The sequence below is a fragment of the Phycicoccus sp. Root563 genome, from assembly GCF_001427915.1.
Taxonomy (GTDB): Bacteria; Actinomycetota; Actinomycetes; order Actinomycetales; family Dermatophilaceae; genus Pedococcus.
In genome coordinates this window covers 1119461-1133106 of record NZ_LMGM01000001.1, presented here as the reverse complement: position 1 = coordinate 1133106, position 13646 = coordinate 1119461, and the positions used below count along the sequence as shown (strand labels likewise).

Genomic DNA, 13646 nt, shown 5'->3' with positions numbered 1-13646 from the left:
GAGCGAGACAATCACCGGGTGACGATCGAGTCCCTGATGGCTGACGGGAACTACCTCGCGGCCTACGACGAGGCGCGATTGCTTCTGAACAAAGGGGATTCGGCACTCCGGACCCGATACCTCGCTGTTCTCGCCCTGGCGCGCTCGGGTGCGCTCACTCAGGCCCGGTCGGCTGCGGAAGACCTCCTGGACGTCGACGTCCTCACCGTCCCCGACCGCGGCCTCGGGCTCGACATCGACGCCCTCCGGGCCCGCCTGGCGAAGGATCTCGCCTTCGAGGCGACGGGTGCCGACCGTCCGCAGCTGCTCGCCGATGCAGCCCGTGCCTACGAAGCGGTGCACCGACGGTGGGACGACGCGTACCCAGCCGCCAACGCGGCCACCTTGTGGACCTTGGCCGGTGAGCGGCCGCGTGCCGCCGAGCTCGCCCGCTCCGCCCTGCCCTCCGTCGGCGAGCCCTGGGAGGACTACTGGGCCGCCGTGACGTGCGCCGAGCTGGCCCTCGTCATCGGCGACCTCGGCCTCGCCCACCGCGCCGTCGTCGCTGCTGCGGTCATGGGCCCGCACGACTATGCCTCCCGCGCCGCCACGCGCCGCCAGCTGGCGCGGCTCTGCGCGCACCTCGGGCTGGAGGCGGACGTCCTCGCCCCCTTGCGCAACCCTGCCGTCGCCCACGCCACGGGGCACCTGCCCGTCGCAGGTGATGGCCGGGGGAGGTTCCCGAGGGCCGCAGAAGGCGCCGCCACGGCGGAGGTCGCGCGCGTCCTCGAGCGCGAGGGGGTGAGGGTGGCCTTCGGCTCGCTGGCAGCCGGCGCCGACATCCTCGTCGCCGAGCAGCTGGCGGCTCGTGGGGGCGCCTACAACGTCGTCCTGCCCTTCCCGGAGGAGGCCTTCGTCCGCGCCTCCGTCGCACCGTTCGGCCAGGACTGGGTCGAACGGTTCCGTGCCTGCCTCGCCGCGGCGAGGAGCGTGACCGTCGTCAACGACGCCCTGCACGGGGAGGAGGACGTGCTCTTCCGGTTCGGCTCGCGGGTCGCGATGGGTATGGCGCGGTTGCGCGCCCAGGCGATGGAGGCGCCGGCCGTCCAGGTCGCCGTGTGGGACGGCGTCGCCGGGGAGACGGGGGTGGCGGCCGACGTCGCCGACTGGGAGGCCGTCCAGGGCCGGAGCGTCGTCGTCGACAGCGGCGGCACCGGTGAGGCGGTCGGACGCGAGCCTCCGTCCGGCCGACGTGAGGTCCGCGCCATGCTGTTCTGCGACGTGGCAGGGTTCAGCGGCCTGCCCGACGAGGTCATCCCGCTGTTCATGGACGTGGTGATGGGCGGCCTGGGGAAGGTGCTCGAGGGGTTCGGCGACGTCGTGCTCGCCCGTCAGACATGGGGCGACGCGGTCCACGTCGTCATGCGTGACACGGCCTCGGCCGCCCGCTGCGCTCTGCGGTGGCAGGAGAGCGTGGCCGAGACCACCGCAGGTTCCCCCCTGCTCGCGTCGGTGAGCGGCCTGCGCATCAGCGGGCACGTCGGGCCCGTGCACCCGGGCCGCGACCGCATCCGCGACGAGGACGCCTTCTTCGGGGCCGCCGTCGTCCGGGCCGCGCGCATCGAGCCCCGGACCCCCGTCGGCCAGACCTACGTCACCGAACAGTTCGCGGCCCTGCTCGCGCTCGAGGCGCCTGAGCTGCGGTGCGACTACGTCGGGATCGCCCCGACGGCCAAGGACTACGGCGCGCTGCACCTCTACCACCTGCGGGCGGCAGGGGCTGCGTCACCAGGCTGACAGGCGGTGTGTCAGCGCGCGGACAGAGGGGAGGGGTGGCCCGGGGCCATCCTCAGGACATCAGCCTCCCGCAGCTCCTGAAAGGACCCGCAGCCATGAACACCAAGATCCTCAACGCCGCCTCACCCCGAGTCATCGCCCGCCTGGTTGCCGCCTTCGCAGCTGCCGTGGCCGTCACCTTCGCGGTCGGCGCCCCGTCGCAGGCCTACACCGTCGCCAGCCGGAGCAACGTCCCGGTGATGCCGACGATCTACCAGGTCCAGGGTGCGCACTACAACACCGGTTCGGCAGTCACGGGCCCGATGTGGCACCAGTGGGTCTACCAGCCCGGCGCCACGGTCCAGCGCACCGCGTCCGGCAACCAGACGGTCCAGGTCACCTACACGACCCAGCGCTACTACTCGACCGGCTGGTCCACGATCAGCACGAACCGCGGCTCGGTCACCATCCCCTCCGCCCAGGTCTCGGCGACGCTGCCGGCGCTGTCGATCCTCCCCTCGCAGGGCTCCGGGTACTACCGCGTCCTCTCCAGCATCGTCTGGACCTCCGCCATCGGCGCCGTCCAGAGCAGCCTGTCCGTGAACATGACCGACTCTGGCGACTACCGGTGCGTGACCAGCCGGCCCTGCACCGCCGGTGCCGGCTGGGTCTACCTCGGCTGACCCGGTCGTCGACAGGGGGAGCGTGGGGCGGGTGCGACGGCACCCGTCCCACGCTCCTTGGCGCGTGCCCGGTGGACGTCCTGCGCATGGGGCGTCCACCCCGGTGCGGAACCGGTGTGCAGCGTCAGGCGCCGGCGCGGCGGCGCAGACCGGCCACGTCGCGCACCTCGATCCGTCCCCGGGACAGGACGACCAGCCCGGCTGCGGCGAACGACTGCAGTGCCTGGTTCAGGGTGGGGCGCGTGGTCCCTGCGAGGTCGGCGATCTCGTCCTGCGTCAGCGGGATGACCACCGGGCCGTCGGCTCCGTACGCCCTGGTGAGGTCGGCGAGCGCGCGGGCGACCCGCCGGTTGGCGCTGGCGTAGCGCGAGTCCAGCAGCTGCTGGCCGAGCCGCTCCACCCGTTGTGCCAGCAGCTCGAGCAGCATGTCGTCGACGGCGGGGTGGCGGGCGCGGAGGTCGTGGAAGTCCTGCTGTCCCAGGGCCAGCGTCTCGACGTCCTCCAGTGCCTCGAGGGTCGCCGTGCGGCGGTGCGGACGGTTCAGCAGGGCGAGCTCACCGACGGCGTCACCGGGTCCGACGACGGCCAGGGTCGCCCGGTCACCACCCGGAGTGGTCACCCGCACGGCGAGCCGACCGGATCGCACCAGGTGCAGGGTGTCGCCGGGATCGCCCTCGTGCCAGACGATCTCGTGGCGTCGATAGTGGCGCCGTCGACCGCACGCCAGCACTGCTTCGCGCTCTGCGGGCTCAAGGCCGGCGAGCAGGGTCCACTCCATCCCGTCAGTGTGCTGCAACTGGGCACCACATCGGTGACATTTGTCATCGGGACAGGGCGCGTTCGCAGTGTCGAATGGGACTTGCCCGGAGACCGGTCACCATCTGGTCGAGGGGCAGGCGTGGTGCACGCGGTCGTCTCCTCCTGACCGCTCACGCGTCGGCGAGACGGCCCCTTCACCGCCTCGCCGGTGAGTGCCTCGGAACGCTCGTGCGGAGAGCTCTGAGGACAGCCGCCCGCTCACCCAGGCTCTCGAGCCGGGGGGAGCGGGCGGCATACGTCTTTCCGGGGTGCGGCCTCAGGTCATGGACTCCCGCGGCATCGCGCTCGCGAACCACGGGGCGTGCAGGTCGAGGTAGCGGACGTCCGACATGGCCGCCATCTGCGACTCCCACTCCCTCCGCGCGTCCTCCGGCATCTCCCGGCCCTCGCCGGCCCGCGCCTCCTCCTCGCTGCGGAACGCGACGGTCTCGGTGAACCAGCCGTCGGGCTCCATGGCGATCGTGCCGCCGATGATCTCGGGCCGCTGCTCGTGCAGCACGTCCATCGGCTGCTCCATGAAGCTGCGGAACCGCATGGGGTCGGCCACCCGCCCCTGGATGACCTGGACGAACCCCGCGTCGTCGGACCCGCCGTCGAGGAACATCACCGCGTCGTCGCAGTCGTGGAACGTCACCTCGCCGTCGAAGCACGCCCGCATGCGCTCGAACCACTCGCCCTGCTCGGGGCGGGTGGAGTTCCTCGCCGCTGCCTCCCGGCTCTCGAACCGCACGACGCCGACGAACTCGCCGTCGTCGGTGATGCCGTAGGTCCCGCCGAGCCAGCCCTGGGCCATCGGGCCCATCGTCTCGCGCCACTCGTCGTTCAGCCGGTGCACCTGCTCGGCGTCACGACACCTTCCCTGGATGATCTGGATGAACACCTCTCAACCCTCCGCTTCTCTCGCAGGGGCCGCTTCGTGCCGAAGTGGTCCACCTCCCGAAGTTACGCCGGGGCTGCCACGCGGTCACCGGACATTCCGGGCCGTGCGCCGAACGGTCCCGCGGAAGGGACGCGGGCCTCAGTCGAAGAGGGCGCCGACCACCTCACGGAAGACGCTGGTGTGCCGGTCCACGTCGGCGCGGGAGGTCTCGGGGCACATCAGCGCCATGTTGTGGAACGGCGTCATCAGCACGCCGCGGTTGCACAGGGCCAGGTGCAGGTAGGCGTCGAGCTCGTCGTCGGCGGCGGCCGCGGACTCCTCACCGGTGCGCGGGGCCGGCCGAGTGAACCGGTACTCCGCACGGGCCCCGAGCTGGGCGACCGACCACGGCACGTCGAGCTCGTCGAAGGTCGCCTGCACGCCCGCGGTGAACTCCGTCGCCAGCTCGACCATGTGGGCGAAGGCCTCCTCGGTCAGCACCTCGCCGAGGGTCGCCCGCATCGCCGCCGTCGACAGCGCGTTGCCGGCCAGCGTGCCGCCGACGCCACCCACGTCGACGATGTCGGCATCGCCCGCGTCGGTGTGGCGTGTCACCGCGGCGGCCACCTCGCGGCTGATGCCGTAGGCCCCGCAGGGGATCCCGCCGCCGATGGACTTGCCGATGACGAAGATGTCTGGCTCGAGGCCCCACTCGCGGGTCGCGCCGCCCCAGCCGGCCGAGAAGGTGTGGGTCTCGTCGATCATCAGCAGGGCGCCGTGCTCGGTCGCGAGCTCCCGCAGGCGCGGGAGGAAGCCGTCCTCGGGCAGCACGATCCCGATGTTGGTCAGCGCGGGCTCGGTGAGGATGGCGGCGACGTCGCCGTGGGCCAGCGCTGCCTCGACGGACTCGAGGTCGTTCCACGTCGCCACGCGGGTGGTGAGGCTCAGGTCGACCGGCGGCGCCACGTTGCCCGGACGGCTCTGCGCCTTGCCCTCGGGCCCCGGGAGCGCGAACGCCTCGTCCACCGACCCGTGGTAGCAGTACGCGAAGACAAGCACCTTGGGCTTGCCCGTCGCGAGGCGGGCGAGCCGGATGGCCCAGCGGTTCGCGTCGGTGGCCGACAGGGTGAAGCTCCACAGCGGCATACCGAACCGTCGCTCGAGCTCGGCACCCACCCACTGGGCGTCGCCGGTGGGGAGCATGGTCGTGATGCCGCCCAGCTCGCCGGCCCGCTGCTGCACCGCGGCGACGGTGGGCCTGGGGGAGTGGCCGGCCATGGCGCCGGTGTCCCCGAGCGCGAAGTCGACGTACGTGTGGCCGTCGACGTCGGTGACCCGGTTCCCGGTCGCGTGGTCGAGGTAGAGGGGGAAGCCGCCCGTCCACATGTTCATCCAGGTCATCGGCACCCGGCCGAAGAGGTTGTCCGCCTGCTCGAAGAGCTCGCGGCTGCGCGGGTGGTCCTTCGTGTATGCCGCCTGCTCGGCGGCGAGGAGGGAGGCCAGTCGCGAGCGGTCCAGGGTTGCCATGGCCCAACGCTAGAGGTGGGGTGGGCAGTGCTGCAGGGGAGTGCGGATTCCGTAGGGGGCGGGTGCCGCCCCTAGGCTTGCCGACCATGGCTCGACAGCGCGTACCCGAAGGCCCGCCCCCCGCCCCGGCGGTGATGAAGCTGCGGATCCGGTACGCCAAGCGTGGTCGCCTGCGGTTCTCCTCCACCCGTGACTTCCAGCGCGCCCTGGAGCGGGCGCTGCGTCGTGCCGGGGTGCCGATGGCCTTCTCCGCCGGGTTCCACCCGCACCCGAAGGTCAGCTACGCGAACGCCGCGCCCACGGGGACGGCGAGCGAGGCCGAGTACTTCGAGATCTCGGTGACCGAGCGCGTGGACACGGAGTCGCTGCGGGCCGCGCTCGACGAGGCGCTGCCGGACGGCCTCGACGTGCTCGAGGTGGTCGAGGCGGCCCCCGGGTCCCTGGCCGACCGGCTGCAGGCGAGCGAGTGGGTGATCGAGTTCCGTGGGGTCCCCGTCGAGGAGGTGCGGGCGGCGGCCGACGAGCTCCTCGCGCGCGAGGTGGTCGAGGTCAGCCGGACGTTCAAGACCGGTCCGCGGACCTTCGACGTGAGATCTGCCGTCGTGTCGCTGGACGTCAGCGCCTCTGAGGAGGCCGACTGTGCGATACTGCGGGTGGTCGTACGGCACACCACACCGGCTGTACGCCCCGACGACGTCCTGACCGCGCTGCGAGCAGTAACGGAGCTGGCACCACCGACACCACCCCTGGTGACCCGACTGGCGCAAGGCCCGCTGCACTCCGCAACCGCTGGGGTGGCTGATCCACTGGCTGCCGACGAGGACGACGACGGCGCCTGACCCGGTGCCGCGCGACCTGCGCGAGCCTCGTCTGGCGTAAGACCACTGACTTCCGTGCCGACAGCACCCGTTGCCGACACGACTGCACGAACCGCGCACCACGTGGCTGATCGGAAGGCCCTCGGGACCTTCGGGTGTGGCCCTCACCTCGTGGGTGACGGAAGGACGCCGACATGGCCTCCACGGAAGACCAGTTCCCCACCACCGAAGGCACCGACGGCTCGGCCGAGGCAGCTGCTGCTCCGGTCGACGCACCGCCGGCCAAGGCTCCGGCCCGCAAGCGCGCGCCGCGGCGGGCCACGAAGAAGACGTCCGCCCCGGCTCCCGCCGACGCTCCGACCGAGGGTGGGCCCGCAGAGCCGAGCGCAGGCGCCCCCGTGGCCGTCGAGCCCGCTGCGATCGAGGTCGTGACCACCGACGCGGCTGCGACGAACGAGGCCACCGACCTCCCCGCTGCGGCTGCCGAGGCCCCGGTGAGGAAGACGGCCAGGAAGGCCGCCGCCAAGAAGACCGCGAAGAAGGCGGTCGCCAAGCGCACCTCGAAGAAGGCCGCCGCCGCACCTGCCGAGACCGGTGCCGCCGTCCTCGACGAGGAGGCCCTGGCGCTCGCGCCCGAGGCCCCGCTGGCCGACGTGGTGGCTCCTGCTCCCGCGGACGACGTGCTGCCCGCCGTGTCCGAGGACGCCGGCGAGCTCGACACGGACGAGGAGGCCGAGGCCGCTGCCGAGGCCGCCGCCGAGCAGGCAGCCCCCGAGAGCGCGGCGAACGTCCCCAGCTTCGGGCTGCTCTTCCAGGCGCCCGACCCCGCCAAGGCCGCCCCGCGCCGCCGCCGGGCCAGCGCCGCCGCCGGTGCGCCCGCGCCGGCCGCCGCACCCCCGGCGACCCAGTCCACCCCGGCCGCCACGTCAGGATCCACGCCGGAGACCGGTGGGACCGAGCCGACCTCCGAGGTCGTGCCCGCCGCCGACGCGCAGCAGGAAGAGACCTCGCAGGACGACGCCCCGTCCGAGCAGCAGCCGAGCGGCTCCCGACGTGGCCGAGGACGCGGTCGTGGCCGTGGCTCCCGCGGTGGCGCGACCGCCGAGTCCACCGACGCCTCGCGTCGTGACGACGAGGCGCCCGCCGACCAGGCCGACTCCATCGACTCCGACGCCGACTCCGACTCCGACGCCGACTCGGACGAGGGCAGCCCCTCCGAGGGCGGCCGTCGCCGCCGTCGCCGTGGCGGCAAGGGCCGTGGCCGTGGTCGTGGCCAGTCCGACACCGACCCGACCGACTCCTCGGAGTCCTCCGGCTCCTCCGACTCGTCCGACGAGGACGGCGACGACACCTCGTCGACCGGCCCGGACGCCGAGGACGAGCAGGGCGACGGCGAGAGCACCTCGAGTCGTCGTCGTCGGCGCCGCCGCCGCAGCGGATCCTCCGCCGAGGGGGACGACCCGCCCGGCACCGTGACCCGGGTGCGCGAGGCCCGCCGCCAGAGCGACGAGCCGCAGAGCGTCAAGGGCTCGACCCGGCTCGAGGCCAAGAAGCAGCGTCGCCGCGAGGGCCGTGAGGCCGGTCGCCGCCGCACGATCATCACCGAGGCCGAGTTCCTCGCCCGCCGCGAGAGCGTCGAGCGGGTCATGGTCGTCCGTGAGCGTGAGGGCCGCACCCAGATCGGTGTGCTCGAGGACGACGTCCTCGTCGAGCACTACGTCTCCCGCGAGACCAACGTGTCGATGGCCGGCAACATCTACCTCGGCCGCGTCCAGAACGTGCTGCCCTCCATGGAGGCGGCGTTCGTCGACATCGGCAAGGGCCGCAATGCCGTGCTCTACGCCGGTGAGGTCAACTGGGATGCCGCGGGCCTGGACAACAACGCGCCCAAGCGCATCGAGAACGCCCTCAAGTCGGGCGACTCGGTGCTCGTGCAGGTCACCAAGGACCCGATCGGCCACAAGGGCGCCCGCCTGACCAGCCAGATCTCGCTGCCCGGCCGCTACCTGGTCTACGTGCCCGAGGGCAGCATGACCGGCATCTCCCGCAAGCTCCCCGACACCGAGCGCGCCCGCCTCAAGGGCATCCTCAAGGAGGTCGTCCCGGACCGGGCCGGCGTCATCGTCCGCACCGCGGCCGAGGGGGCGAGCGAGGAAGAGCTGCGTGCCGACGTCGAGCGCCTCACCAAGACGTGGGAGAAGATCAAGGCCAAGGCCGACTCCAAGTCCGGTGGCAAGGGCAAGGGCAGCGCCCCCGTCCTCGTCCACGGCGAGCCGGACCTGACCGTCCGCGTCATCCGCGACGTCTTCAACGAGGACTTCACGTCCCTCGTCGTGGCGGGCGACCAGGCGTACGGCGAGGTCAGCGAGTACCTCGGCGACGTCGCGCCCGACCTGGCCGAGCGCCTGCACAAGTGGACCTCCGAGGAGGACCTCTTCACGCACTATCGCGTCGACGAGCAGATCGCCAAGGCGATGGACCGCAAGGTCTGGCTGCCGTCGGGTGGCTCCCTCGTGATCGACCGCACCGAGGCGATGACGGTCGTCGACGTCAACACCGGAAAGTTCGTCGGGTCCGGGGGCAACCTCGAGGAGACGGTCACCAAGAACAACATCGAGGCGGCCGAGGAGATCGTGCGCCAGCTCCGGCTGCGCGACATCGGCGGCATCATCGTCATCGACTTCATCGACATGGTGCTCGAGAGCAACCGCGACCTCGTGGTCCGGCGCCTGCTCGAGTGCCTCGGCCGCGACCGCACCAAGCACCAGGTCGCGGAGGTCACCTCGCTGGGCCTGGTGCAGATGACGCGCAAGCGCGTCGGGTCCGGCCTCATCGAGGTCTTCTCGGAGAACTGCGAGCACTGCGGCGGGCGCGGGATCATCGTCCACGCCGACCCGGTGGACCGGTCCGGCGGTGGCGGCGACAACGGCGGTTCGTCCGGCCAGTCCCAGCGCAGCGGCCAGACCGGCCCAGCCGGCGGCGGCAGCACGCGCGGCCGCCGTGGTGCCCGGTCGGGCTCGGACGCCCCCGCAGCCCAGGGCCCCCGTGGTGGAGCGTCGCAGGGTGGTCAGGAGAGCAGCAGCCCCGCCCACGGCGGACCCACCCCGGCCCAGATCGCCGCAGCCGCCCACGCCGCCGCCCTGAAGTCGGCGGGGGAGCACCACGACGAGGAGGCGCTCCTGGCCGTGCCGGCCCAGGACGAGCCGGTCGTCGAGGTGCACGAGGCCGCCGACCAGGAGTCGGTGGACCAGCAGTCGGTCCACGCCACCCCGGAGGCCGAGGTCTCCGAGGACACCCAGGACACGCAGGGCAGCGACGACACCGCGGTGGCGCAGCACGCCGAGGTCTCCGAGTCGCCTGCACCGGCACCCGAGGCCCAGCCCGAGGTCGAGTCCGCCGCTTCCCCTGAGCCGGACGAGGCAGCCGCCCCGGTCGCGGGACCGGTCGCGGGACCCGCCGCCGAACCCACCCCGGAAGCTGCCCCTGCGGCAGCGCCCAAGAAGCGCCGTCGTGGTCGCGTCGTGGCCCCGGCCGGGCCGCCGCGCGCGGTCGAGGCCGAGTCCGGGGCGTCCGACTCCTGATCGCCGCTGGTCAGCCCTGCCGAGCCAGTTTGGTCGGCAGGGCAACCACCCGGTATTCTCAACCCTCGGTGCGCCCACCGCTCTGATGTCCGCAACGAACGCGGGTAGCTATCGGACGGTCCAGACAGAGAGCGCGTGCCTCCCGAAGTACGAAAGAGAGTTCCACGTGTACGCGATTGTTCGCGCTGGTGGTCGCCAGGAGAAGGTTTCCGTCGGCGATGTCCTCATCATCGACAAGGTCAAGGGCGCGGCTGGCGACAGCATCGACCTGACCCCCCTCCTGATCGTCGACGGCTCGACCGTGACCAGCGATGCCGCCAAGCTCGCCAAGGTCACCGTCAAGGCCGAGGTCGTGAAGCCCACCAAGGGCCCGAAGATCACGATCATGAAGTTCAAGAACAAGACGGGTTACCGCAAGCGTCAGGGCCACCGTCAGCACTCGACCCAGGTCAAGATCACCTCGATCGACGCCTGAGTCGGCACCCTTTTCGGACCCCACAGACTTAGCAGAAGGCAGGCACTGACATGGCACACAAGAAGGGTGCGTCCTCGACCCGCAACGGTCGCGACAGCAACTCCCAGCGACTCGGCGTGAAGCGCTTCGGCGGCCAGCTCGTCAACGCGGGCGAGATCATCGTCCGCCAGCGCGGCACGCACTTCCACCCCGGTGAGGGCGTCGGCCGTGGCGGCGACGACACGCTGTTCGCGCTCGTCGCGGGCAACGTGGAGTTCGGCACCAAGCGCCGTCGCAAGGTCGTCAACATCGTCCCGCTCGAGACCGCGGACGCCAGCTGACTCTCGGTATGGCGCGTGGCCCGGCCACGCGGCATACCTCCCCGAAGGGGGCGGGCCTGATCGGGGCCCGCCCTCTTCTGTCGTCCGCCTCAGCGCACGTCCCCTCCTAGACTCGGGGACGCACCAACCAGAACAGAGAGAAGAGCCCCATGACCAGCTTCGTCGACCGCGTCGTGCTGCACGTCGCCGCGGGCGACGGCGGACACGGCGTTGCTTCTGTCAAGCGTGAGAAGTTCAAGCCCCTCGGTGGACCCGACGGCGGCAACGGTGGCCGCGGCGGTGACGTCATCCTGCGGGTGGACCCCCAGGCGACCACGCTGCTCGACTACCACCACCACCCCCACCGCACGGCGACGAACGGCAAGCCCGGAGCCGGCGACGAGCGCAACGGCGCCGACGGTGGCGACCTGGTCCTGCCCGTCCCGCCCGGCACCGTCGTCAAGGACGGCGAGGGCACGGTCCTGGCCGACCTCGTCGGCCAGGACGCGGAGTTCGTCGTGGCCCGTGGTGGGCGTGGGGGACTCGGCAACAAGGCCCTTTCGTCCGCCCGTCGCAAGGCGCCCGGTTTCGCGCTGCTCGGTGAGCCGGGCGACTCCGGCGACATCCTGCTCGAGCTCAAGTCGCTCGCGGACGTCGCCCTGATCGGGTTCCCCTCAGCAGGCAAGTCCTCGCTGGTGTCGGTGCTGTCCGCGGCCCGGCCCAAGATCGCGGACTACCCGTTCACGACCCTCGTGCCCAACCTCGGAGTGGTGCAGGCCGGCGAGTTCCGGTTCACCGTCGCGGACGTTCCCGGGCTCATCCCCGGTGCGAGCCAGGGCAAGGGACTGGGACTGGAGTTCCTGCGCCACGTCGAGCGCTGCTCGGTCCTCGTGCACGTCATCGACTGCGCGACGCTCGAGCCGGGCCGCGACCCGATGACCGACCTCGACGTGATCGAGGAGGAGCTCTCGCAGTACGTGCCGGACGACTCCCTCGGCGGCCGGCCGCTGGCCGAGCGCACCCGCATCGTGGTCCTCAACAAGGCCGACGTCCCCGAGGCGCACGAGCTGGCCGAGATGGTCAAGCCCGACCTCGAGGCCCGCGGCATCGAGGTGTTCATCGTCTCGGCGATCGCCCACACGGGCCTGCGCGAGCTGATGTTCGCCATGTCCCGCCACGTGGGTGAGGCCCGCAAGGAGCTCGAGATCGCGACGGCGACGCCCAAGCGCGTCGTCATCCGTCCCAAGTCGGTCGACGACAGCGGGTTCCGGATCGTCCGCGAGAACACCCCCGACGGCGAGGTCTTCCGCATCGACGGCGAGCGCCCCACCCGCTGGGTGCGCCAGACCGACTTCTCCAACGACGAGGCCGTCGGCTACCTCGCCGACCGCCTCGGCCGCCTCGGCGTCGAGGAAGCCCTCTTCAAGGCCGGCGCCGTCGCCGGGGCCACCGTGCTCATCGGCCCCAAGGACAACGCCGTCGTCTTCGACTGGGAGCCCACCCTCATCGCCGGTGCCGAGCTGCTCGGCCAGCGCGGGACGGACCTGCGCCTCGAGGAGGCCACCCGTCCGACCCGTGAGGACAAGCGGGCCGACTACGCCGACCGGCGGGCCGCCCGCACTGCTGCCCGCGCCGAGCTGGCCGAGGAGCGCCGGGCCGGGCACTGGGCCACGGCCAAGAGCGAGGACGACGAGGACACCGAGGGATGAGCGTGGCCGACCGCCGTCGCGACGTGGCTCGCGCCCGGCGCCTGGTGGTCAAGGTCGGGTCGTCCTCCCTCACCCACGCCGGTGGCGGGTCGCTCGACGAGGCCCGCCTGGTCGAGCTCGTCGACGTGCTCGCGGCCCGGCGCCTCGCCGGCCAGCAGGTCGTGCTGGTCTCGTCCGGCGCCATCGCGGCGGGGATCGGCCCGCTGGGGCTGGCCCGCCGCCCCGGCGACCTCGCGACCCAGCAGGCGGCCGCCAGCGTGGGGCAGGGAGCCCTCGTGGCGGCATACCAGCGGGCGTTCGGTGCCCACGGGCTCACCGTCGGCCAGGTGCTCCTCACGGCTGACGACGTGACGCGCCGTTCGCACTACACGAACGCCCGCCGCACCCTCGACCGCCTGCTCGAGCTCGGCATCGTGCCGATCGTCAACGAGAACGACACGGTGGCGACGCAGGAGATCCGCTTCGGCGACAACGACCGCCTCGCGGCGCTCGTCGCCCACCTCGTCCACGCCGACGGGCTGCTCCTGCTCACCGACGTGGATGCCCTGTATGACGGGCCGCCCAGCCTGGCGGGCAGCCGGCGGGTGCCGTCCGTCGTGGGTGGGGCCGGGCTCGACGAGCTCGTCATCGGGGGCACCGGTTCGAGCATCGGCAGCGGCGGCATGCTCACCAAGGTCGAGGCCGCCACCATCGCCAACGCCGCCGGCATCACCACGGTGCTCACCTCGTCCGACCGCATCGCTGCCGCGCTGGAGGGGGCTGACGTCGGCACGGTGTTCGTGCCCACCGGTTCGAAGCGCACCTCGCGCAAGCTGTGGCTCGAGCACGCGACGACACCTCGGGGTCGGCTGCTGCTCGACCCCGGTGCGGTGCGAGCGGTCACTGAGCGCCGGACCTCGTTGCTCCCCGCGGGGATCACGGCGGTCGAGGGGTCCTTCTCCGACGGTGACGCCGTCGACCTGTGCACCGTCGAGGGCCGTGTCATCGCGCGTGGGCTGGTCAACTACACCTCGGCCGAGCTGCCGGGCATGCTCGGGCGGTCGACGCGTGAGCTCGCCAAGGAGCTGGGGCCGGAGTACGAGCGAGAGGTCGTCCACCGCGACGACCTGGTGCTGCTCTAG

The 13646-nt window shown here is 72.2% G+C and carries 11 protein-coding genes; 8 read left to right on the top strand and 3 right to left on the bottom strand.

Annotated elements, in window-relative coordinates:
• Nucleotides 1-18: 18 nt before the first annotated feature.
• Together ASD62_RS05295 and ASD62_RS05290 are read left to right on the top strand one after the other, a co-directional pair.
• A complete protein-coding gene (locus ASD62_RS05295) occupies nt 19-1776 on the top strand; it encodes a tetratricopeptide repeat-containing protein (protein ID WP_056915064.1) in 1758 nt (585 codons plus the stop codon).
• 95 nt (nt 1777-1871) lie between these two features.
• Nucleotides 1872-2438 carry a hypothetical protein gene (locus ASD62_RS05290; RefSeq protein WP_056915063.1) on the top strand — a complete coding sequence of 189 codons (567 nt, stop codon included), beginning with the start codon at nt 1872-1874 and terminating at the stop codon, nt 2436-2438.
• 124 nt (nt 2439-2562) lie between these two features.
• On the opposite strand, the gene ASD62_RS05285 is transcribed toward ASD62_RS05290, so the two are convergent.
• The 3 genes from ASD62_RS05285 to ASD62_RS05275 form a co-directional block, all read right to left on the bottom strand.
• Nucleotides 2563-3216 carry a Crp/Fnr family transcriptional regulator gene (locus tag ASD62_RS05285; RefSeq protein ID WP_056915062.1) on the bottom strand — a complete coding sequence of 218 codons (654 nt, stop codon included), beginning with the start codon at nt 3214-3216 and terminating at the stop codon, nt 2563-2565.
• Nucleotides 3217-3513: 297 nt separating this feature from the next.
• On the bottom strand, nt 3514-4137 hold the full coding sequence (locus ASD62_RS05280) for a hypothetical protein (protein WP_056915061.1): 624 nt from the start codon (nt 4135-4137) through the stop codon (nt 3514-3516).
• Between the two features lie 138 nt (nt 4138-4275).
• Entirely contained in the window at nt 4276-5643 is a 1368-nt protein-coding gene (locus ASD62_RS05275; RefSeq protein WP_056915060.1) for a transaminase, read from the bottom strand.
• 86 nt (nt 5644-5729) lie between these two features.
• On the opposite strand from ASD62_RS05275, the gene ASD62_RS05270 reads away from it, so the two are divergent.
• From ASD62_RS05270 to proB, 6 genes are all read left to right on the top strand, one after another.
• Nucleotides 5730-6482 (top strand): TIGR03936 family radical SAM-associated protein, encoded by a 753-nt coding sequence (locus ASD62_RS05270; RefSeq protein WP_082580585.1) that lies wholly within the window; start codon nt 5730-5732, stop codon nt 6480-6482.
• Nucleotides 6483-6655: 173 nt separating this feature from the next.
• Complete coding sequence (locus tag ASD62_RS05265) at nt 6656-10042, top strand: Rne/Rng family ribonuclease (RefSeq protein WP_056915058.1); 3387 nt, start codon at nt 6656-6658, stop codon at nt 10040-10042.
• Between the two features lie 166 nt (nt 10043-10208).
• The gene (gene rplU / locus ASD62_RS05260) at nt 10209-10517 is read left to right on the top strand and encodes a 50S ribosomal protein L21 (RefSeq protein ID WP_056915057.1); all 309 of its coding nucleotides are present in this window, start codon (nt 10209-10211) and stop codon (nt 10515-10517) included.
• Between the two features lie 50 nt (nt 10518-10567).
• Nucleotides 10568-10837: a 50S ribosomal protein L27 gene (rpmA, locus tag ASD62_RS05255; RefSeq protein WP_056915056.1), complete on the top strand. Its 270-nt coding sequence runs from the start codon at nt 10568-10570 to the stop codon at nt 10835-10837.
• Nucleotides 10838-10986: 149 nt separating this feature from the next.
• A complete protein-coding gene (gene obgE, locus ASD62_RS05250) occupies nt 10987-12525 on the top strand; it encodes a GTPase ObgE (RefSeq protein ID WP_056915055.1) in 1539 nt (512 codons plus the stop codon).
• Nucleotides 12522-13646, top strand: a complete 1125-nt coding sequence (proB, locus tag ASD62_RS05245; RefSeq protein ID WP_056915054.1) for a glutamate 5-kinase — start codon at nt 12522-12524, stop codon at nt 13644-13646. The genes obgE and proB overlap by 4 nt, the downstream gene beginning before the upstream one ends.

Coding starts and splice junctions, on each gene's coding strand:
- ASD62_RS05290 (WP_056915063.1), top strand. CDS start 1,872: ATGAACACCAAGATCCTCAACGCCGCCTCACCCCGAGTCATCGCCCGC.
- ASD62_RS05285 (WP_056915062.1), bottom strand. CDS start 3,216: ATGGAGTGGACCCTGCTCGCCGGCCTTGAGCCCGCAGAGCGCGAAGCA.
- ASD62_RS05275 (WP_056915060.1), bottom strand. CDS start 5,643: ATGGCAACCCTGGACCGCTCGCGACTGGCCTCCCTCCTCGCCGCCGAG.
- ASD62_RS05270 (WP_082580585.1), top strand. CDS start 5,730: ATGGCTCGACAGCGCGTACCCGAAGGCCCGCCCCCCGCCCCGGCGGTG.
- ASD62_RS05265 (WP_056915058.1), top strand. CDS start 6,656: ATGGCCTCCACGGAAGACCAGTTCCCCACCACCGAAGGCACCGACGGC.
- rpmA (WP_056915056.1), top strand. CDS start 10,568: ATGGCACACAAGAAGGGTGCGTCCTCGACCCGCAACGGTCGCGACAGC.
- obgE (WP_056915055.1), top strand. CDS start 10,987: ATGACCAGCTTCGTCGACCGCGTCGTGCTGCACGTCGCCGCGGGCGAC.
- proB (WP_056915054.1), top strand. CDS start 12,522: ATGAGCGTGGCCGACCGCCGTCGCGACGTGGCTCGCGCCCGGCGCCTG.